The sequence below is a fragment of the Pseudomonas sp. PLMAX genome (genome assembly GCF_046042685.1).
Taxonomy (GTDB): Bacteria; Pseudomonadota; Gammaproteobacteria; order Pseudomonadales; family Pseudomonadaceae; genus Aquipseudomonas; species Aquipseudomonas putida_AE.
This window is the reverse complement of the sequence record NZ_CP064949.1, coordinates 488,688-509,633: the sequence shown is the minus strand read 5'-3', so window position 1 is coordinate 509,633 and position 20,946 is coordinate 488,688. Positions and strand designations below refer to the sequence as shown.

19 protein-coding genes and 1 pseudogene are annotated in these 20,946 nt (G+C 60.3%); 6 read left to right on the top strand and 14 right to left on the bottom strand.

Going from position 1 to position 20,946, the window contains the following annotated elements:
• Window positions 1-9 precede the first annotated feature (9 nt).
• The 10 genes from hutI to hutC form a co-directional block, all read right to left on the bottom strand.
• Window positions 10-1,215: an imidazolonepropionase gene (gene hutI, locus DKB71_RS02350; RefSeq protein ID WP_408599520.1), complete on the bottom strand. Its 1,206-nt coding sequence runs from the start codon at window positions 1,213-1,215 to the stop codon at window positions 10-12.
• 99 nt (window positions 1,216-1,314) lie between these two features.
• Window positions 1,315-2,853 (bottom strand): histidine ammonia-lyase, encoded by a 1,539-nt coding sequence (gene hutH / locus DKB71_RS02345; RefSeq protein WP_408599519.1) that lies wholly within the window; start codon window positions 2,851-2,853, stop codon window positions 1,315-1,317.
• 111 nt (window positions 2,854-2,964) lie between these two features.
• On the bottom strand, window positions 2,965-4,488 hold the full coding sequence (gene hutH / locus DKB71_RS02340; protein ID WP_408599518.1) for a histidine ammonia-lyase: 1,524 nt from the start codon (window positions 4,486-4,488) through the stop codon (window positions 2,965-2,967).
• A 132-nt stretch (window positions 4,489-4,620) separates the two neighbouring features.
• The gene (locus DKB71_RS02335) at window positions 4,621-5,451 is read right to left on the bottom strand and encodes a glycine betaine/L-proline ABC transporter ATP-binding protein (protein ID WP_052760638.1); all 831 of its coding nucleotides are present in this window, start codon (window positions 5,449-5,451) and stop codon (window positions 4,621-4,623) included.
• Entirely contained in the window at window positions 5,448-6,299 is an 852-nt protein-coding gene (locus DKB71_RS02330) for a proline/glycine betaine ABC transporter permease (protein WP_007989253.1), read from the bottom strand. The genes DKB71_RS02335 and DKB71_RS02330 overlap by 4 nt, the downstream gene beginning before the upstream one ends.
• A gap of 70 nt (window positions 6,300-6,369) precedes the next feature.
• Window positions 6,370-7,338 carry an ABC transporter substrate-binding protein gene (locus tag DKB71_RS02325; RefSeq protein WP_408599517.1) on the bottom strand — a complete coding sequence of 323 codons (969 nt, stop codon included), beginning with the start codon at window positions 7,336-7,338 and terminating at the stop codon, window positions 6,370-6,372.
• A gap of 69 nt (window positions 7,339-7,407) precedes the next feature.
• Window positions 7,408-8,877 (bottom strand): purine-cytosine permease family protein, encoded by a 1,470-nt coding sequence (locus DKB71_RS02320; RefSeq protein WP_408599516.1) that lies wholly within the window; start codon window positions 8,875-8,877, stop codon window positions 7,408-7,410.
• Window positions 8,878-9,024: 147 nt separating this feature from the next.
• Complete coding sequence (hutU, locus tag DKB71_RS02315; protein ID WP_408599515.1) at window positions 9,025-10,692, bottom strand: urocanate hydratase; 1,668 nt, start codon at window positions 10,690-10,692, stop codon at window positions 9,025-9,027.
• Window positions 10,693-11,187: 495 nt separating this feature from the next.
• Window positions 11,188-11,757, bottom strand: a complete 570-nt coding sequence (locus DKB71_RS02310) for a HutD family protein (RefSeq protein WP_408599514.1) — start codon at window positions 11,755-11,757, stop codon at window positions 11,188-11,190.
• Window positions 11,754-12,464, bottom strand: coding sequence for a histidine utilization repressor (gene hutC / locus DKB71_RS02305; RefSeq protein ID WP_170948611.1), 711 nt, complete (start codon window positions 12,462-12,464; stop codon window positions 11,754-11,756). Before hutC ends, DKB71_RS02310 begins: the two co-directional genes overlap by 4 nt.
• Before the next feature lie 146 nt (window positions 12,465-12,610).
• Here hutC and DKB71_RS02300 point away from each other — a divergent pair, with 146 nt between their 5' ends.
• On the top strand, window positions 12,611-13,975 hold the full coding sequence (locus tag DKB71_RS02300; protein ID WP_408599513.1) for a formimidoylglutamate deiminase: 1,365 nt from the start codon (window positions 12,611-12,613) through the stop codon (window positions 13,973-13,975).
• Between the two features lie 81 nt (window positions 13,976-14,056).
• Here DKB71_RS02300 and DKB71_RS02295 read toward each other — a convergent pair whose 3' ends face one another.
• Together DKB71_RS02295 and DKB71_RS02290 are read right to left on the bottom strand one after the other, a co-directional pair.
• Window positions 14,057-14,626, bottom strand: a complete 570-nt coding sequence (locus DKB71_RS02295; protein ID WP_274075170.1) for a lipocalin family protein — start codon at window positions 14,624-14,626, stop codon at window positions 14,057-14,059.
• Window positions 14,627-14,657: 31 nt separating this feature from the next.
• A complete protein-coding gene (locus DKB71_RS02290; RefSeq protein WP_046815262.1) occupies window positions 14,658-14,912 on the bottom strand; it encodes a lipoprotein in 255 nt (84 codons plus the stop codon).
• Window positions 14,913-15,050: 138 nt separating this feature from the next.
• Between DKB71_RS02290 and DKB71_RS02285 the strand changes: the two are divergent.
• The 4 genes and pseudogenes from DKB71_RS02285 to DKB71_RS02270 form a co-directional block, all read left to right on the top strand.
• A pseudogene (locus DKB71_RS02285) lies at window positions 15,051-16,226 on the top strand (cache domain-containing protein); the annotation flags it as partial.
• Window positions 16,227-16,319: 93 nt separating this feature from the next.
• Window positions 16,320-17,084, top strand: coding sequence for a methyl-accepting chemotaxis protein (locus DKB71_RS02280; protein WP_408601054.1), 765 nt, complete (start codon window positions 16,320-16,322; stop codon window positions 17,082-17,084).
• Between the two features lie 193 nt (window positions 17,085-17,277).
• Window positions 17,278-17,550, top strand: a complete 273-nt coding sequence (locus DKB71_RS02275; protein WP_408599512.1) for a type II toxin-antitoxin system Phd/YefM family antitoxin — start codon at window positions 17,278-17,280, stop codon at window positions 17,548-17,550.
• Entirely contained in the window at window positions 17,547-17,879 is a 333-nt protein-coding gene (locus DKB71_RS02270) for a type II toxin-antitoxin system RelE/ParE family toxin (RefSeq protein ID WP_408599511.1), read from the top strand. Before DKB71_RS02275 ends, DKB71_RS02270 begins: the two co-directional genes overlap by 4 nt.
• Before the next feature lie 7 nt (window positions 17,880-17,886).
• Here the strand turns inward: DKB71_RS02270 and DKB71_RS02265 are convergent, their stop codons facing one another.
• Both DKB71_RS02265 and DKB71_RS02260 read right to left on the bottom strand, forming a co-directional pair.
• The gene (locus tag DKB71_RS02265) at window positions 17,887-18,489 is read right to left on the bottom strand and encodes a DUF924 family protein (protein WP_274075168.1); all 603 of its coding nucleotides are present in this window, start codon (window positions 18,487-18,489) and stop codon (window positions 17,887-17,889) included.
• A gap of 3 nt (window positions 18,490-18,492) precedes the next feature.
• A complete protein-coding gene (locus tag DKB71_RS02260; RefSeq protein ID WP_015093094.1) occupies window positions 18,493-19,503 on the bottom strand; it encodes a class 1 fructose-bisphosphatase in 1,011 nt (336 codons plus the stop codon).
• Window positions 19,504-19,909: 406 nt separating this feature from the next.
• Between DKB71_RS02260 and DKB71_RS02255 the strand changes: the two genes are divergently transcribed.
• Window positions 19,910-20,872 (top strand): IS110 family transposase, encoded by a 963-nt coding sequence (locus DKB71_RS02255; protein WP_408597243.1) that lies wholly within the window; start codon window positions 19,910-19,912, stop codon window positions 20,870-20,872.
• Window positions 20,873-20,946 lie beyond the last annotated feature (74 nt).

Below are 20,946 nucleotides of genomic sequence, written 5' to 3'. Positions count from 1 at the left end.
ACAGATCTCCTACAGACTTGATTCGACGCCGTGGCGCACGACGCGTTTTTCCAGGTCTCCGCCCAGCCAGTAGCACAGGTCGGCCGGGCGATCGATGTGCCAGGCAACGAAATCCGCAACCTTGCCGGCCTCAAGCGAACCGTGGGTGTCAGCCATGCCCAACGCGGTCGCGGCATGGAGGGTCGCGCCAGCCAGGGCCTCTTCCGGGGTCATGCGGAAACAGGTGCAGGCCATGTTCAGCATCAAGCGCAACGACAGCGCCGGCGAGGTGCCGGGGTTGAGGTCGGTGGCGATGGCGATTTTCACGCCGTGCTTGCGCAAGGCCTCCATCGGCGGCAACTGGGTCTCGCGCAGGAAGTAGAAGGCACCGGGCAGCAACACCGCCACTGTGCCGGACCTGGCCATGGCGATGGCGTCGTCTTCAGTCATGAATTCCAGATGATCGGCCGACAGTGCGTGGTAGCGCGCCGCCAGGCTCGAGCCGTGCAGTGACGAGAGTTGCTCGGCGTGCAGCTTCACCGGCAGGCCCAGTTCCTGGGCGGTGATGAATACGCGCTCGACCTGGGCAGGGGAAAACGCCAGGTATTCGCAGAACGCATCCACCGCGTCCACCAGCCCTTCGGCGGCCAGGGCCGGGAGCATGTCGCTGCAGATGTGATCGATGTAATCGTCGGCGCGATCGGCATATTCCGGTGGCAAGGCGTGAGCCGCCAGGCAGGTGCTGCGCACGCTGACCGGCAGTTCGGCGCCAAGGCGACGAGCCACGCGCAGCATCTTGCGTTCGTTGGCGAGGTCGAGGCCGTATCCGGATTTGATCTCGATGCTGGTGACGCCATCGCGCATCAGGCTTTTCAGACGCTTGGCGGCGCTGGCGAACAGCTCGTCTTCGCTGGCCGCGCGAGTGGCACGCACGGTGCTGGCGATGCCGCCGCCGCTGGCGGCGATTTCCGCGTAGCTGACGCCTTGCAGGCGCTGCTCGAATTCACCGCTGCGGTTTCCGCCGAACACCGTGTGGGTGTGGCAGTCGATCAGGCCTGGCGTGACCCAGGCCCCGTTCAAATCATTGACCGCCGGGTATTCGCCCGCCGGCAGTTCAGCGCGCGGGCCGACCCACTCGATGAGCGCACCGGACGTCACGATGGCCGCGTCCTCGATGATCGAGTAGACGCCTTGCGCCATGGTTGCGACGTGGCAGTGTTGCCAGAGGGTTTTCATCCCAAATCCTCGTGTTATTCAAAATCGATTCGCGAGCAAGCCCGCTCCCACATTGGAATGCGTTCTCCTGTGGGAGCGGGCTTGCTCGCGAAGAGGCCCTTACAGGCTAGGAAGCAACTTCGCCGATACCAACTCGTTCAAGCAACGCGAAGCCAGCAACTCGCTCGCAGCGTTGATGTCCGGCGCAAAGAAACGGTCCTTCTCATAGAACGGCACTTCGTTACGCAGAATCGCCCGGGCCTTTTCCAGTTTCGGCGAGCTCTTCAGGCCGTTGCGCAAGTCCAGGCCCTGCACTGCCGCCAGCCATTCAACGGCGAGAATCCCACGGGTGTTCTCGGCCATTTCCCACAGACGCTTGCCAGCCGCAGGAGCCATCGATACGTGGTCTTCCTGGTTGGCGGAAGTCGGCAGGCTGTCCACCGAATGCGGATGGGACAGCGCCTTGTTTTCGCTGGCCAGTGCCGCGGCGGTCACCTGGGCGATCATGAAGCCGGAGTTCACGCCACCGTTAGCCACCAGGAACGGCGGCAGTTGCGACATGTGCTTGTCCATCATCAGCGAGATACGGCGCTCGCTCAGGGAGCCGATTTCAGCGATGGCCAGGGCCATGTTGTCAGCAGCCATGGCCACCGGTTCGGCGTGGAAGTTACCGCCGGAAATCACGTCGCCTTCAGCGGCAAATACCAGCGGGTTGTCCGATACGGCGTTGGCTTCGATGGCCAGCACTTCGGCGGCCTGACGGAACTGGGTCAGGCACGCGCCCATGACTTGCGGCTGGCAGCGCAGGGAGTACGGGTCCTGGACCTTCTCGCAGTTTTCATGAGAGTCGGAGACCTCACTGCGCTCGCCCAGCAGGTCGCGGTAAGCGGCAGCGGCGTCGATCTGGCCTTTCTGGCCACGGGCAGCATGGATACGTGCGTCGAACGGCGAGCGCGAGCCCAACACCGCTTCAACGGTCAGGCCACCCAGTGCCAAGGCACCGGCGAACAGGTCTTCGCCTTCGAACAGGCCACGCAGGGCAAACGCGGTGGAAACCTGAGTGCCGTTGAGCAGCGCCAGGCCTTCTTTCGCCGCCAGGGTCAGCGGGGTCAGACCAGCAACTTTCAGCGCTTCGGTGGCTTCCATCCACTCGCCTTTGTAGCGAGCCTTGCCTTCACCCAGCAGCACCAGCGACATGTGGGCCAGAGGCGCCAGGTCACCGGAGGCACCCACCGAACCTTTAAGCGGTATGTGCGGGTAAACCTCGGCGTTGATCAGGGCGATCAGCGCATCGATGACTACCCGGCGGATACCGGAGAAACCACGGCTCAGGCTGTTGACCTTGAGCACCATGATCAGGCGCACCAGGTCGTCGCTGATCGGCTGGCCGACACCGGCCGCGTGGGACAGCACCAGCGAGCGTTGCAGGTTTTCCAGGTCTTCGCTGGCGATGCGGGTCGAGGCCAGCAGGCCGAAACCGGTGTTGATGCCGTAGGCGGTGCGGTTCTCGGCGAGAATCTGTTCCACGCAGGCAACGCTGGCTTCGATCTGGGCCGCGGCGCTGTTGTCGAGGGTCAGTTTCACCGGTTGCTGATACACGTCACGCAGTTGGGCGAGGGTCAGTTGGCCAGGGATCAAATTAAGCGCAGTCACATTCATTCTCCTTTTGAGAGTTTTTATTAACTAACCAGACGCTCCGGAGATGTCCGTTGTCCGTCGCTTCCCACCTTTTGGGGGGCTGGCGCCTTGGCACGCTGGCTTATTTAGAAATCAGTTCAGGTTCGGCAAAGCCTTGCGCAGCAAATTCGGTTCTTTCAAAACCCCAGCAGCGGCAGCGATGTCCGGCGCCAGCCAACGGTCCTGATCGTAAGCCGGGACGCGCTGACGCAGCAGACGCCACGCCGCATCGGTGCCAGCGCCGAAACGCTGTTCTTTCAGGAACTCGAACGCCTGGGCTGCCAGCAGGTACTCGATGGCGAGGATCTGTGTGCAGTTTTCCAGGGCACGATGCAGCTTCAGCGCGGCGTTGGTGCCCAGGCTCAGGTGATCTTCCTGCAGGCCAGAGGTGACGTAGTTGTCGAGTACCGCCGGTTGCGCCAGTTGGCGGTTTTCTGCACACAGCGAGGCAGCGACGTATTGCACGATCATCATCCCGGAGTTCACGCCCGGGTTGGCCACCAGAAACGCCGGCAGACCGCTGACATGCGGGTTGATCAAACGGTCGAGACGACGCTCGGCGATGGAGCCGATTTCGGCCATGGCGATGGCCAGCAGGTCTGCCGCCAGCGCCACGGACTGGCCGTGCGGGTTAGCCTGGGAAACGACGCGGTAGTTGTCCGCGGTGCCCAGCACCAGCGGGTTGTCGGTGGCGCTGTTGAGTTCGGTTTCGATCTGCCGGGTCGCGTGCAGCAACTGGTCGCGAGCAGCACCGTGCACCTGCGGAATCGATCGAATGCTCAAGGCATCCTGTGTGCGAATGCCCTTGCTCTGGGCAATCACTTCGCTGCCGTCGAGCAACGCACGCAGGTTGATGCCGACCTGCTGCATGCCCGGGTGCGGCTTGAGCGCGATGATTTCGGCATCGAACGCGTCGATCTGCCCGCGCTGGGCCTCGAAGCTCATGGCACCGATCACATCGGCCCATTCCAGCAGGTGCGTGGCATCGGCAATAGCCAGGCAGCTCAGGCCGGTCATGCATGGCGTACCGTTGACCAGGCACAGACCATCCTTGGCGCCCAGCTTGACCGGTTGCAGCCCTTCTTCGGCCAGGGCCTGCTGCGCGCAAACGATCTGCCCGCGATAGCTGACATTGCCGACACCCAGCAAAGCGATACCAATGTGGGCCATGTGGGTCAGGTAGCCCACGGAGCCCTGGGATGGCACTTGCGGGGTGATGCCACGGTTGAGCAACGCCAGCAGCGCCTCGACTACCTGGCGGTGCAGGCCGGACTTGCCGTGGCTGTAGTTGACGACGGCGGCGCACATGATCGAGCGGGTCTGCTCGTTGCTCAGCGGCGCGCCGACGCCACAGGCGTGGCTGAGCAAGGTGTTGCGCGACAACTGGCTGAGCTGCTCGTCCTGCAACGAAACGTTGCACAGTGCGCCCAGCCCGGTGTTGATGCCATAGGCGCGCTCGCCGCTGCTGACGATGCGCTGGACGATGGCCTGGGCGTTTTCAATCCGCGACCAGATCGGCGCCGACAGCTCGAGTTGCGCGCCATGACGGGCGACGGCGACCACGTCCTGCCAGGTGACCTGCTTCTCGGTGATAACGATTTTTTCAGCCTGGGACATCTTCAACCTCATCCAAATATTGATGCAGCTTCACCGCCGCCTTCGCTGGCAAGCCAGCTCCTACAGGGGATTGCGTACACCTTGTAGGAGCTGGCTTGCCAGCGAAGAGGCCAGCACATTCACCGCAAATCTTTAAACCACCGCCGCCCGACGCTGCACAAAGCGGTCGACATACTCATCCGCCGGCGAATGCAGGATCTCTTTCGGCGTGCCGACCTGGATCAGGCGGCCATCCTTGAGAATCGCGATGCGGTTGCCGATGCGCACGGCCTCGTCGAGGTCGTGGGTGATGAAGACGATGGTCTTGTGCAGGGTCTTTTGCAGTTCCAGCAACTGGTCCTGCATCTCGGCGCGAATCAGCGGGTCGAGGGCACTGAAGGCTTCGTCCATCAGGATGATGTCGGTGTCCGCCGCCAACGCACGGGCCAGTCCCACACGCTGACGCATGCCGCCGGAAAGCTGGTGCGGGTATTTGTTTTCGTAGCCCTTGAGGCCCACGGTGTTGATCCAGTGCAGCGCGCGCTCGGCGCACATCTGCTTGCTCTCGCCGCGGATCTTCAAGCCGTAGGCGACGTTGTCCAGCACGCTCTTGTGCGGCAACAGGCCGAAGCTCTGGAACACCATGCTGATCTTGCGACGACGAAATTCGCGCAAGGCTTCCATGTCGTATTGCAGGATGTCCACGCCGTCCACCAGGATCGCGCCGCTGGTCGGGTCGATCAGGCGGTTGAAGTGGCGCACCAGAGTGGATTTGCCGGAACCCGACAGGCCCATGATCACGAAGATCTCGCCGCTGCCGATGCTCAGGGACAAATCGTTCACGCCGACCACGCAGCCGGTTTCAGCCAGCACCTGATCCTTGGTCTTGCCCTGGCCGACCATGGCCAGCGCTTCCTTGGAACGGTTGCCGAAAATCTTGAAGACGTTCTTGACTTCGATCTTGCTCACGGTTGCGTTGTTCATTTGCTCACCTCATGCCGTGCACGACCGTACGCCTGTGTAATGCGGTCGATCACGACGGCCAGAATCACGATCGCCAGACCGGCTTCGAGGCCGCGTCCGACGTTGAGGGTCTGAATCCCCACCAGCACGTCTTCGCCCAGGCCACGGGCACCGATCATCGAGGCGATCACCACCATCGACAGGGCCATCATGGTGGTCTGGTTGATCCCCGCCATGATGCTCGGCAGGGCCAGCGGCAATTGCACGCCGAACAGTTGCTGCCAACGGTTGGCACCGAAGGCGTTGATCGCTTCCATCACCTCGCCGTCAACCTGGCGAATCCCCAGGTCGGTCAGGCGGATCAGCGGCGGCGCCGCGTAGATCACGGTGGCGAAGATCGCCGGGACCTTGCCCAGGCCGAACAGCATCAGTACCGGGATCAGGTACACAAAGCTCGGCATGGTCTGCATGATGTCCAGCAACGGCATCAGCACCGAACGCAGGCGATTGCTGCGGGCCGAGAGAATGCCCAGCGGCACGCCGATCAGCACCGAGATGACCGTGGCCACCATCATCAGCGCCAGGGTCTGCATCAGCTTGTCCCAGAGGCCGACCGCGCCCACCAGGAACAGCAGGCCGACGATCACGGCGGTGGTCACGACCTTGCGGGTCGCGTGCCAGGCCACGCCCGCCACGATGGCCAGCATCAGCCACCAGGGCGCTGCGCGCAGCAGGCTTTCGAGATTGACGATGGCCCACAACAGGGTGTCGGAGATGTGCCGGAACACGTCGCCGTAGTTGGTGACCAGCGAATCGACCCAACCGTTGACCCAGTCGGCGATGGAAAAGGTAAAGCTTTCGGGAAACATAAGAGACTCTCAATCAAGGGGTTGCGATCAAGCATCCGACTGCCGTCGTCGGCAGCCGGAGAAGCCCAACCTACAAGGCCGCGTCGATTTTCTTGGCTGCGTCTTCGCTCACCCATGCGTGCCAGACTTCAGGATGTTCCTTCAAGAAGATCTTGGCCAGTTTTGGCGACTCGATCCGCTCTTTGGTCATGCGGGCCAGGTTCTGGTTCAGCAGGTCGATTGGCACGTTGACCTTTTCCAGCACGGCCACCAGTTCCGGCGCTTCGTCGTGGAAGGTCTTGGACAGGCCGACCTTGATGGTCACGGTCTTGTTCACGCCTGGTTTCTCTTCCAGCTTCACCACGTCGACCTGGCCCATCAGCGGCGTCGGCGACCAGTAGTAGAACAGGATCGGCTCGCCACGCTTGTAGCTAGACAGCACGGCGGCATCGAGTGCCGGGCCGGTGCCTGGGCGGAAGTTGGTGTAGGTGCTTTCCAGGCCGTAGCTTTTCAGCATTTCGCTGTTGTCCAGCTCACAGGTCCAGCCGGCCGGGCAGTTGTAGAAACGCCCTTTGGAGGGTTCTTCGGCGTCCTTGAACACCGCCGCGTATTTGCCCAGGTCGGCAATGTTCTTCAGGTCCGGGGTCTTGGCTTCCAGCTTACGCTTGGCATCGCCTTCGATCACATAGCGCGGCACGTACCAGCCTTCGACCGCGCCGACGACCGGAGCACCGACACCGACGACCTTGCCAGCCTTCTCGGCCTTGTTCCAGACCTCGCTGCGGCCCACCCACTCTTCGGCAAACACCTGGATGTCGTTGCTGCCCAAGGCGTTTTCCATGGTGATGGAGTTGCCTGGCAGGCTGTCGGTCTTGCAGTCGTAGCCTTTTTCCAACACCAGTTGCATCACGTCGGTCAGCAACATGGCGCTTTCCCAGTTCAGGCCGGCGAATTTCACCGGTTTGCCAGACTCGCACCAGCCCGCTGCCTGAGTGGCACCGGCGCTGGCCAGCAGGCCCATGGATAGCAATGTGGTCAGCAGGGTCTTGTTCGATTTCATTGTAGTGACGCTCCTAATCATGAATTGGCTTACGGCAGTCAAGAGGCATCCAGCCCTGTCCACGTCCAATCAGGCCTGCGCCGCAGCGCGACCGACAGTCTGCTTTTGTTCGGTGACCACGACCTGCTCGACCGGCAGGATCAAATGATCGGGCACTGAGCCGTGCCATTTTTTCGCACACACGTAATACAGGGCTGCGGGAACCACCAGGCCGATGATCCAGGAAATATCCACATCGCCCAGGGCCGCCACCAGCGGACCGGTGTAGAACTTGGTGGAGATGAACGGCAGCTGCACCAGCACACCGAAAACATAGACGCTGATACCGAGGGCGTTCCAACGGCCATAGCGACCGTTCGGATCGGACAGCGCTGGCACGTCATAGCGCTCGCGGGTGATGCAGTAGTAGTCCACCAGGTTGATCGCGCTCCATGGCGTAAAGAACGCCAGCAGGAACAGGATGAAGGACTTGAACGCACCGAGGAACGAGTGCTGGCCAAGCAACGCCATCAGGGTCGCAGCACCGACGATGACCAGCACGAAGAGTAGGCGCTGCAAGCGCGATACTTTCAGGTCACCCTGGAAGCCGCTGATGATGGTCGCAATGCACATGAAGCTGCCGTAGGAGTTCAGCGTGGAAATGGTGACCTTGCCGAACGCGATGCTGAAGTACAGCAGCGCAGCGGTGGCACCGGTACCACCCAGGCCAACGATGTAGGCCACTTCGTGGCCGGCGAATTGGCCGTTGGCCGAAGCGGCAGCGAACACGCCGAGGACCATCGCCACCTGTGCACCAATCACCGAACCTGCGCCTGCGGCGAAAAAGGTTTTCACCGAGGAAACCTTGCTCGGCAGGTAGCGAGAGTAGTCAGCCACATAAGGGCCGAAGGCGATCTGCCAGGATGCCGCGAGCGACACCGCGAGCAGGAAACTGCTCCAGCTGAAGTGGCGGATCTGCAACAGCGCGCCAACATCAACCTGGCTGATCAGACGGCTGAACAGATACACAAAGGCGATCACGCCAACGACACTGGCAACACGGCCGATCCAATGGATCACCCGGTAACCGAGCACTGTGACCAGCACGATGACACTGGCGAAAAGAAGGATACCGACGGTGTCGCTGACGCCAAACAACTGGCCCAGCGCCTGGCCGGAAAGCACGGTCCCCGTTGCGGTGAAGCCCAGGTACATCAGGCACACCAGCACGATCGGGATCGCCGCGCCATACACGCCGAACTGCACACGGCTGGAGATCATCTGCGGCAGGCCCAGCTTGGGCCCTTGCGCCGCATGCAGCGCCATGACGCCGCCACCGATCAGTTGGCCGATCAACAGACCGATCAACGACCAGAACACATCACCGCCGAGCACCACGGCCAGGGCCCCGGTGACAATCGCGGTGATTTGCAGGTTGGCACCCATCCACAGGGTGAACTGGCTAAACAGACGACCGTGTCTTTCCGCCTCCGGGATGTAGTCGATCGAGCGCTTCTCGATCAACGGTTTGTTGCCTGCACGTTCGCTGCTGACAGCCATGATTCAACCTCTGTGGATTGTTATTCTGGGTTGGTGATCCCCTGTAGGAGCGAGCTTGCTCGCGAAGGCATCTTTCCTGACACACTTGGGTGCGTCATTCGCTGGCAAGCCAGCTCCTACAGGTTTGCGTCGGCCAAGGCCGGTTTTTTATTGACCGGTAATCATCGGCAGGTTCAGCCCCTGCTCCCTGGCGCAGTCGATCGCGATCTGGTAACCGGCATCGGCATGGCGCATCACGCCGGTCGCCGGGTCGTTGTGCAACACGCGAGCGATACGCTCGGCCGCTTCATCGGTACCGTCGCAGACAATCACCATGCCCGAGTGCTGGGAGAAGCCCATTCCGACGCCGCCGCCGTGGTGCAGGGAAACCCAGGTCGCGCCGCTCGCGGTGTTGAGCAGGGCGTTGAGCAGTGGCCAGTCGGAGACGGCGTCGGAACCGTCCTGCATCGCTTCGGTTTCGCGGTTCGGGCTCGCTACGGAACCTGAGTCCAGGTGGTCGCGACCGATCACGATTGGCGCGGACAGCTCGCCGCTGCGCACCATTTCGTTGAACGCCAGGCCCAGCTTGGCGCGCAGGCCCAGGCCAACCCAGCAGATACGTGCCGGCAGACCCTGGAAGCTGATGCGCTCGCGGGCCATGTCCAGCCAGTTGTGCAGGTGGGCGTCGTCCGGGATCAGTTCCTTGACCTTGGCGTCGGTCTTGTAGATGTCTTCAGCGTTACCCGACAGCGCCGCCCAGCGGAACGGACCGATGCCACGGCAGAACAGTGGGCGGATGTAGGCCGGTACGAAGCCCGGGAAGTCGAATGCGTTTTCCACGCCTTCTTCTTGCGCCATCTGGCGGATGTTGTTGCCGTAGTCGAAGGTCGGTACGCCCATTTTCTGGAAGTCCAACATCGCTTTGACGTGCACGGCCATCGATTGCTTGGCGGCCTTGATCACAGCAGCAGGTTCGGTCTGGGCACGAGCGCGGTACTGCTCCCAGGTCCAGCCGGCTGGCAGGTAGCCGTTGAGCGGGTCGTGGGCGCTGGTCTGGTCGGTGACCATGTCCGGGCGCACGCCGCGCTTGACCAGTTCCGGCAGGATTTCTGCCGCGTTGCCCAGCAGCGCGATGGAGATCGCCTTGCCTTCAGCGGTGTACTTGGCGATGCGAGCCAGCGCGTCGTCGAGGTCTTTGGCTTGCTCGTCGACATAGCGGCTTTTCAGGCGGAAATCGATGCTGACCTGCTGGCATTCGATGTTCAGCGAGCAGGCACCGGCCAGGGTTGCTGCCAGAGGCTGCGCGCCGCCCATGCCACCCAGGCCAGCGGTCAGTACCCACTTGCCTTTGAGGTCATCGTTGTAGTGCTGGCGACCGGCTTCGACGAAGGTTTCGTAGGTGCCCTGGACGATGCCCTGGCTGCCGATGTAGATCCAGCTGCCGGCGGTCATCTGGCCGTACATGGCCAGGCCCTTGGCGTCGAGTTCGTTGAAGTGTTCCCAGCTCGCCCAGTGTGGCACCAGGTTGGAGTTGGCGATCAGTACGCGCGGGGCGTTGGCGTGGGTCTTGAACACGCCGACCGGCTTGCCGGATTGCACCAGCAGGGTCTCGTCGTCGTTCAGGTTGGTCAGGCTTTCGACGATCTTGTCGTAGCACTCCCAGTTACGTGCCGCACGACCGATACCACCGTAAACCACCAGTTCTTTAGGGTTCTCGGCGACTTCCGGGTCGAGGTTGTTCATCAGCATGCGCAGCGGCGCTTCGGTCAGCCAGCTCTTGGCGGTCAGCTTGTTACCGCGGGCAGCGCGGATTTCAACGTCACGAAATTTAGTCACGAAAAGAACTCCTCAGCAATCAATCCAAAAACCAACCCAGGCAGTGGGCGAGCAAGCCAATGGGCATCAGTGCACACCGGCAAATCAGTGGACGATGGTTGAGTCCTCGTGACTCATACGCATACGTCTTTACTTGTACATACAAGCATATGCAATCAAGCGGCCAACTTGTTGGATGAGCATTCAAGAAAAATTCTGAAAGGGCTGGAGGGCGCCTGGAATAAGGGTTCTGGCGTGGATGAAATTTTTCTGGGGGGATTTTTGTGGCGAGAGGATTTTGTTACTTGAGCGAGGTTTTGCGCCACGCTGGGGCGTTCGGTAACAAAGTGGTGCGCTGTGGGAAACGTAATCCGAGAGGGGAAACGACATCGCGAGCAAGCCCTCCCGCCTGTAGGAGCGAGCTTGCTCGCGATGGTCTTGAACGATAACGCGTAAAACCAGATGCTCCGCGACGTCCTTGGGTTTTTCGCGAGCAAGCTCGCTCCTGCGAGGGGATCAGCGCGTTGTCAGTTCGATCACGCAGCAGGCGCCATTGCTGGATACTTCCAGCAGCCCGGCGTTACCGTCGAGCTGCAGACAATCATGCCGACCAAGCTGCGAGACGGTGTTACCGGTCTTCACTTCCAGCGCATCACTGACACTGAACACCAGCACAGTCCCAGCCTCGCTGAAAAACCGCTGCTCACCGCTCAACCACTGCAACCGCGCCGCGTAACGTTGCGGGGCATAAATGAGGTTGAAATCGCGAATTGGCCCACCCAGCAATGTGCAGGACACCTTGCTTTCACCACTGAAGGCAAACGGGTCCAGCGGTAACAGTGGCCGAGCGTCCCGGCCATCCACCGTCAGGGTCATGCCGTCACCCTGCAAAACGGTGATCACCCGCTCGTAACCGGCAAAGGTGGAAAACCCGCCCGACTCGCCGATATCGGCAATCGACAAGCGCCAGCCGAACCCATCCAGGCCGGTACCGGCATCGCGGGTAATTTCTTCGGTGCTGCCGCCGCCGTTCTTCCACGGCATGCGCGGGTAATCTTCGGCGCGTAAAACTTTCAGATCATTCATTTGTGGAACCGACCTTCCAGACGATGACGGGAACCAGGGTGGATCAAGCGAGCGGCGGTCACCGGCTGACGACCAGACCAGGTGCGGCGACGGATCAGCAGGCACGGCTCGCCTTTTTCAATTTGCAGCAACTTGCATTCGGACGGCTCGGCCAGGATCGCCTCGACCACGTGCTCGCCTTCGGTCAGCGGCGCGACCTGGTTCAGGTAGGCGTAGGGCGTTTGCAGGGTGAAATCCTGCTTGAGGTACTCAGGCGCCACCAGCGCGTTGACGAAACGGTCTTCGATTTGCACCGGGATATCGTTTTCGAAATGCACGATCAGCGAGTGGAAAACCTTCTGGCCTTCGCGCATGTCCAGCGCCAGGGCGCGCTCGGAGCCCGCAGCTTCTTCTTCAAGGGTGATCACCTTGCAGGTGTGGCGATGGCCACGGGAGGCGATTTCGTCGGCGATGTTGTGCACTTCGAACAGGGCGGACTGGCTCTTCGGCTCGGCAACGAAGGTGCCGACACCCTGCATGCGCACCAACAGACCGTCGGCGGTCATTTCGCGCAAGGCGCGGTTGATGGTCATGCGGCTGAAACCCAGCTGGCTGACCAGCTCGCTTTCCGACGGAACGCGGTAGTGCGGCGGCCAGTTACCGCTGTCGATTTGCTGGGTGATCATCTGTTTGACGCGAGCGTACAGGGGCGCCGGACTGTCGCCCATGTTCGCGGCCAACGGAGAGACTGGAGGCGGAGTCGGCACGGTTAATCCTTGGTCGTTTGGTTGATGTCGCTAGCTTGCCGGAGTTTACCGGGCAGGCAAACGTCTGTATATGTATATACAAATAACACACGATGGGGTGCTGAACCATGTCCGCCTTCTTTGCCGAACGCGCGCTGCTGCCTAACGGATGGGCCAACAATGTACGTCTTGAGGTCAGCGCCGACGGCGTCTTGACCCATATCCAGGCCGATTCTCATGCAGATGACGCCGAACGGTTGGGCGGTCCACTGCTACCGGGCATGCCGAATCTGCACTCCCACGCGTTCCAGCGGGCCATGGCCGGGCTGGCGGAAGTGGCAGGCAATCCGAACGACAGTTTCTGGACCTGGCGCGACTTGATGTATCGCCTCGTCGGAAAAATCAGTCCCGAGCAATTGGGCGTCATTGCCCGCCAGCTGTACATCGAAATGCTCAAGGCCGGTTATACCTCGGTGGCGGAATTTCACTATGTGCATCACGACATCGATGGCCAGCCTTATGCTGATCCGGCCGAACTGGCCCTGCGGATCAGCCAGGCGGCCAGTTCTGCGGGTATCGGTCTGACCCTGCTTCCCGTGCTCTACAGCCACGCCGGTTTCGGCGGTCAAACGCCAAATGACGGCCAGCGCCGTTTTATCAACAGCACTGAAAACTACCTCAAACTGCAATCGCGCCTGCAACCGTTGCTAGCGCAGCAACCGGCTCAGTCCCTGGGTTTGTGTTTCCACTCATTGCGCGCGGTCACGCCGCAACAGATCAGCGAAGTGCTGGCGGCCAGCGACAAGCAATGCCCGGTGCACATCCACATTGCCGAGCAGCAGAAAGAAGTCGACGACTGCCTGAGCTGGAGCGGTCGTCGTCCGTTGCAATGGCTGTACGAAAACGTCGAAGTCGACCAGCGCTGGTGCCTGGTGCACGCCACCCACGCCAACCCGGAAGAGGTCACGTCGATGGCCAAGAGCCGCGCCATCGCCGGCCTGTGTCTGACCACCGAAGCCAACCTCGGCGACGGAATTTTCCCGGCGGTGGATTTTCTCGCCCAGGGCGGGCGCATGGGCATCGGTTCCGACAGCCATGTGTCTCTGAGCGTGGTCGAAGAGTTGCGCTGGCTGGAATACGGCCAGCGCCTGCGTGATCAAAGGCGCAACCGCCTGTATGGCGCGGACCAGCCGATGGTCGGCCGCACGCTGTTTGATGCGGCGCTGGACGGCGGCGCCCAGGCGCTGGGGCAACCGATCGGTGCACTGGAAGTCGGCAAGCGTGCCGATTGGCTGGTGCTGGACGGCAACGATCCGTACCTGGCGACCGCCAGTGGCGACGGGATTCTCAATCGTTGGTTGTTTGCCGGTGGCGATCGCCAGGTGCGCGATGTGCTGGTCAATGGCCAGTGGGTCGTGCGTGACGGGCGGCATGCCGGGGAAGAGGAAAGCAATCGCGCCTTCACCCAAGTACTGCGCGATTTGCTCGGCTAAAAGCAAAAGATCGCAGCCTGCGGCAGCTCCTACATGGGCTTGATGTTTACCCTGTAGGAGCTGCCGCAGGCTGCGATCTTTTTAGTTCGAGGTCTTGGCCATCTGCGTATCCGACGCCCGCCAGATCAGCCGCGTGGTGTCATAACCCTGCTGACGCGCCTTGCTCAGCAATTCTTCACGCACTACGCCATTGACGGTCGGGGTGCGCGACAACAGCCACAGGTAACGACGGCTCGGGTCGCCGACGATGGCGGTCTTGTAGTCATCGCTGACGTACAACACCCAGTATTGACCCTTCGCCACGCCCGGAATCAGCCTGGAAAACCAGGTATCGAACTCGACCCACAACTTGTCGCTCTTGCCTGGTACTTGCGGGTACGCCGTGCCCTTGACCTCTTCCCATTGCCACTGCGCCGTCAGGCAGCGATTCAACACCGCGACGTTACCGTCAGGCTTGAGCGTGTAATGGGCTTCGGATTGCGCGCAATCGCGCTGGAAGTACATCGGCATTCGCGCCAGCTCGTACCAGGTCCCCTGGTAGCGCTTGAGATTGACACTGTTGACGGTCTTGGGCGCCAACGGATCCTGGCCAGAACTGGCACAGCCGGCCAACACCAGGCCGGCAAAAAGCATGATCAATAACCGCTTCATTGTTTTTCTCCCGTGGGCGCGTGGCCCCGGTTTACTTCAGGCCTTGGCCGGAAAACATCAACACTTTGTCACCGGCGAACTGCACGCTGATAAAGCTATTCTTGTCGCCCCATGTGCAACTGGACATGCCGAGCGCGCCTGAGCAATCGGCGGGTTTGCCCAACAGGGACTCAACCTCGGCCTTGGCCATTCCTGACGACAGCTTCGAGTAGTTTTCCTGGTTGACCTTGCTGCACGCAGCCAGCAACACGCAAAACGACAGCAGGGCGATGGATCGCAGCGACATGTAAAACTCCACGGACGAAGGGATTGGCATGACTGCCAAGCTGAACCTTAGAAGAGAAAACCCCTGTCTGGTTCCCTGCCCGACGGGCTATTTGTCAGGCCGCTCGTCTACCTTTGCGCGAATTATCAGCCGCTTCGTATGGCTGTCGGGTATTTCGTCGTTTTTTGCTCAAAGTGCCTAATCTTTGGCGCCGCTCAGTCGACATACAAGCAACGCAAAGCCACGTCCGTGGCCTTTGCCCCCCTTTTGTCGACCCGATCTCCTGCGGTAGCCCATCCAATGACCAGAAACATGAAATTCAGCCACAAGATCCTGTTGGCTGCCGCCCTCGTGGTGGCCGTCGCATTCGCTTGTTTCATCCTGTTCAACGACTATCGCCAGCGCCAGACCTTGCGTAGCAGCACCGAAGCTTCGATACAGGAACTGGGCAGCCTGACCACCAGCAACATCCAGACCTGGCTGGAAAGCCGCATGCAGTTGCTGCAATCAATGGCCCAGCAGGTCAGCGCCGACGGCAATGCCCCCGCCAGCCTGAAACGGGTCATCGACCTGCCCGCCTACACCGGCAACTTCCAGCTGAGTTACTTCGGTGGCACAGATGGCGTGATGTTCTCCGTCCCTGCGGGCAATCGCGCGTCAGACTACGACCCGCGCACCCGCGGCTGGTACAAAGCGGCCAACACCGCGCAACAGACCATCGTCACTGAACCCTACATCGCCGCCTCCTCCGGCAAACTGGTGATCACGGTGGCAACGCCGGTCCAGCGCCAGGGCCAGATGATCGGCGTTGCTGGCGCCGACATCGACCTGTCCAGCGTCAGTGCAATCATCAACTCGCTGAACTTCGGCGGCCACGGCCATGCCTTCATCGTGGGCGCCGACGGCAAGATCCTGATTCACCCGGACAGCAAATGGGTGCTCAAGAACCTGAGCGATGCTTACCCCAACGGAGCGCCGAAAGTCAGCCCGGGCATGAAAGAAGTCGAGATCGACGGCAAAAGCCAGTTCATCTCCTTCACCCACGTCAACGGTGTGCCGTCGGCAGACTGGTACGTGGCACTGGTGCTGGATCAGGACACCGCGTTCTCGATGCTGAGCGAATTCCGCACCTCGGCAATCATCGCCATGGTGATTGCAGTGCTGATCATCATCACCTTGCTGGGCATGCTGATCAGCTTCCTGATGCAGCCGCTGCTGACCATGGGCCGTGCCATGCACGACATCGCCGAAGGCGAAGGCGACCTGACCAAACGCCTGGCCATCCATGGCCATGACGAATTCGGCGCACTGGGGCTGTCGTTCAACCGTTTCGTCGAACGCATCCACACCTCGATCAGCGAAGTGTCTTCGGCCACGGGCCAGGTCAACGAAGTGGCCCTGCGCGTTGTCGCCGCCTCCAACTCGTCGATGTTCAACTCCGACCAGCAAGCCTCGCGCACCAGTAGTGTGGCTGCGGCGATCAACGAGCTCGGTGCCGCCGCCCAGGAAATCGCCCAGAACGCCGCCCTCGCCTCGCAGCATTCGAGCGATGCGCGCGCGTTGGCCGAAGAGGGTCAGCAGGTTGTGGATAAAACCATTTCGGCCATGCACCAGCTGTCGGCCAAGATCAGCGACTCGTGCGGCAACATCGAGACGCTCAACAGCAACACCGTCAACATCGGGCAGATTCTGGAAGTAATCACCAGCATCTCCCAGCAGACCAACCTGCTGGCGCTCAATGCCGCGATCGAAGCCGCTCGTGCCGGTGAGGCCGGACGTGGATTTGCGGTGGTTGCCGACGAAGTGCGCAACCTCGCCCACCGCACCCAGGACTCGGCACAGCAAGTGCAGAAGATGATCGAGGAACTGCAAGTCGGCGCCCGGGAAGCGGTCACCATCATGACCGACAGCCAGCGCCAGAGCGAAAGCAGCGTCGGCATCGCCAACCAGGCTGGCGAGCGCCTGGGCAGCGTGACCCAGCGCATCGGCGAGATCGATGGCATGAACCAATCCGTGGCGACGGCGACGGAAGAGCAGACGGCCGTGGTGGAGTCGATCAACGTCGACATTACCGAGATCAATACGCTGAACCAGGAAGGCGTGGAGAACCTGCAGTCGACCTTGCGCGCGTGTGCCGATCTTGAGCAGCAGGCGGCGCGGCTTAAACAGTTGGTGGGTAGTTTCAGGATCTAAGTCACTATCACCGGTCCCTTCGCTGGCAAGCCAGCTCCTACAGTGATCGGCGGTGCGACAAAGATCCCTGTAGGAGCTGGCTTGCCAGCGAAGGCAACATCCGTAACGCTGATAAATCATCGGTCAGCCCACACTGACACAAGACTGAATTAAGACTAAACTCGGTCTTACTCATTTTGACGGGAGCCCCGCCATGAAGTTTTCATCTCAAATCAAGCCCATCAGCTATTTGAAAAGTCATACCGCGGAAATCGTCAAAACACTCACAGAAAGCCGCGAGCCATTGGTGATCACCCAAAACGGTGAAGCGAAGCTTGTCGTCATGGACGTAAAAAGCTTTGAAGAGCAGGAAGACACAATGGCCCTGTTAAAGCTTCTGGCGATGGGCAATCGTGAAATTGAAGAAGGCAAGTTTCGCGAGGCCGAGGATGTTTTCGCCGACCTGGACAGGGCTGACCACCAATGAGTTTAAAGGTCGTCATTCTTCAGTCCGCCGAAACAGACTTGAAAGAACTTCGTGCCTATCTCGTTAAAAATTTCTCAAGCCAAGCCTGGCAAAGCACTTACTCCAGCCTGAAGGCGGCCATCCGCCATTTGGGGGAGCAACCCTATTCAGGGTCGATAGCGGAAGAAATCGAGAAGCTGAATCTCAGCCAGTATCGACATATCCTCTCAGGAATGAACAGAGCCATTTATGAGGTTCGCGAACAGACAGTCTTCGTCCATATCATTGCCGATACGCGAAAAAGTCTGTCAGCATTACTGATGAAGCGGCTGCTTCAAGACAATCCGTAGGCAGCGTTTAGAAGCGCGACCCGGGTTTCGAAAGAAACACCAATTCCTCAGCCGTACTCTCGCGCCCCAACACCGCATTGCGATGGGGAAACCGTCCAAACTGCGCAATCACCTTCTGATGCCGCTCGGCAAAATCCAGGTAATCGGCAAACAAGGCCCGATCAGTCTCAGGCTGCTGCGCCACCAGGTCGATGTAGCGCGAGACCCCTTCGTTCTGCACCGCGAGGTTCTCGCTGTGTTCGAACACCAGGTAGATGAACACTCGCTGAATGGGTGTTAACTGCCGATCAAAATCCGCGGCAATGCCTTGGGCGACCAGTTTCTGGGCCCGCAGGTCACCGGAAAAGGCTTTGGGGGAGTCGCGAAAGATCATCCGCGGGAGTTGATCGAGCAACAGCACCAGTGCCAGCCAACCTTCGGGACGTTGCATCCACTCGGTCAATCCGCCGGTCAGTGCCTGCTCGACCTGGGCCCCGAAACGCTCACGCGCCTCGAGGTCCTGGCTGTCACGCTTGCCGAACCACAACTTGCCCTTGTCAGCCGCGATTGCCCTGGCTGTTTCGGCTGTACCGAACCACCAATCGAGCAACGGCTGCCAGGGCGCGTCCATGGTTTATTCCTTGTGGTAGGCCGTCACGCGTGCGACTTCTTCTTTCGAGCCGAGGAACACCGCTACGCGCTGGTGCAGGCCTTCAGGCTGGATGTCGAGAATGCGCTGGTGGCCGTCGGTGGACGCGCCGCCCGCTTGTTCCACCAGGAACGACATCGGGTTGGCCTCGTACATCAGGCGCAGTTTGCCCGGCTTGGAGGGCTCGCGGCTGTCGCGCGGGTACATGAACAGACCGCCACGGGTCAGGATGCGGTGCACGTCCGCAACCATCGCGGCGACCCAACGCATGTTGTAGTTCTTTTTCAGCGGGCCTTCATCGCCTGCCAGCAATTCGCCGACGTAGCGCTGTACCGGGGCTTCCCAGTGACGCTGGTTGGAGGCGTTGATGGCGAATTCCTGGGTGGCTTCAGGAATGGTGATGTTCTCGTGGGTCAGGACGAAACTGCCCATTTCACGGTCCAGGGTGAAACCTTTCACGCCGTCGCCCAGGGTCAGGATCAACATGGTCTGTGGACCGTAGATCGCGTAACCGGCGGCCACTTGCTGGGTGCCTGGCTGCAGGAAAGCCTTTTCATTCAAGGGCTCGTTCTGGCTCAGGTATTCGTTCGGGCAACGCAGTACCGAGAAGATGGTGCCGACCGGGGCGTTGATGTCGATATTCGACGAACCGTCCAGCGGGTCGAATACCAGCAGGTAGGCGCCTTTCGGGTATTTGCCCGGGATCTGGTAGGCATTGTCCATTTCTTCGGACGCCATGCCGGCCAGGTGACCGCCCCATTCGTTGGCTTCGAGCAGGATCTCGTTAGAGATCACGTCGAGCTTCTTCTGCACTTCGCCCTGGACGTTTTCGGTGCCCATGCTGCCCAGAACGCCACCCAGGGCGCCTTTGGATACGGCGTGGTTGATCTCCTTGCAGGCACGCGCCACCACTTCGATCAGGAAGCGCAGATCGGCAGGAGTGTTGTTGCTGCGGGTCTGCTCAATCAAATAGCGACTCAAGGTAACGCGGGACATGGAAGGCTCCGGTGGAATGGGGGACTAAAAACCCGGGCAGTTTAACGCGAGTCGGGGCGCATTTCCTCCTATCAGACGTGATCGACCGAAGAGAGTTCATGCGCGGGGTTCAGCGTAGTAGGAAATGGGATGAATGTGAGCCTTTGATGGGTCACAGGTTTCGCTATTTTTTGGCTGCCGGCAGACCGCATTCGCGAGCAAGCCCGCTTGTATGTTTAGACTTGTAGGGGTGGTGGGACTAAAAGCCAGCATCTGACTCTAGCCAGTACAGACCGTGGGAGACTTCGCCCCACCCCTTCACCAAAGCGCCGATAAGGAATGCATCGGCCATGACCGACGATAGAAGCAAGCCAGCGCAATGGTGAAGCCCCGACAAGCCTTTAAACCCTAACCCGGAGCTTTCTTTGTGGCAATGAGTGTCTCGCGTTCTGTAGTCGGAGTGGATGTCGCCAAGGCCGAAGTGGTGGTCTATCAGGCCGACACGGATCTGCTGTTGCCCGTGTCAAACGATAAACCGTCTCTTACAAAGTGGCTGAAAACGTTACCTGCAAACAGCGCCATCGCGATTGAAGCCACCAATATCTATCACCTGGATACGGTTGAGCTGGCTCATGCAATGGGACATGTCGTCTATGTCATCGACGGTTTCCGTTTGAGTAACTACCGCAAAGGAGTGGGTGGCCGCGCCAAAACAGATGCCAGCGACGCGCGTTTACTGGCGCGTTACTTGAAGAACGAAGAGGAAGAGCTACGTCCTTGGAGCCCGCCGCCGAAGGTCTATACCAAGCTTCAAAGCCTGCTTCGAAGACGAGCGACATTGGTCCAGGCGCGTGTCAGCCTGACTCAAAGCTGGAACGACGAGCCGCTGCTGAAAGCGGCATTCAAACAACAGATAGCTGCCATGGGTCGATTGGATTTACTCATCCAGAAGAAGCTGTTGGAAGTCGTCAAAGAGGCGGGTCTGTTGGATCAAGTCAAACGCTGCCAGGCCGTAGAGGGGGTCGGTTTTCTTACCGCCACCGCACTGACGATGGCATTTCAACGTGGCGACTTCGCCAGTGGTGACGCCTATATCGCGTTTCTTGGAATGGATTTGAGAGTCTCTGATTCGGGGCAGATGAACGGACGTCGAAAGCTGACCAAGAAAGGTGACTCAGAAATACGGCGTCTGCTGCATAACGCCGCGATGGCTGCCAGTCGCTCGAAGACCTGGAAGCCATTTTACGAACGCTATCTGGAGCGAGGATTAAAGACGACTCAAGTGCTGGTCATCCTGGCTCGAAAGCTGGCACGAGTGGCGTTCGCCCTGATGAAGAACCAGAGCGAGTATCAGCCAAATCCAGTCTTGGGGGCTTCCCCCCAAACATAGAATCTCCCACATTTGATCTGTAGCGCACACATAATCCATGTCACGAAGCAGATCCCGTGTGGGAGCGGGCTTGC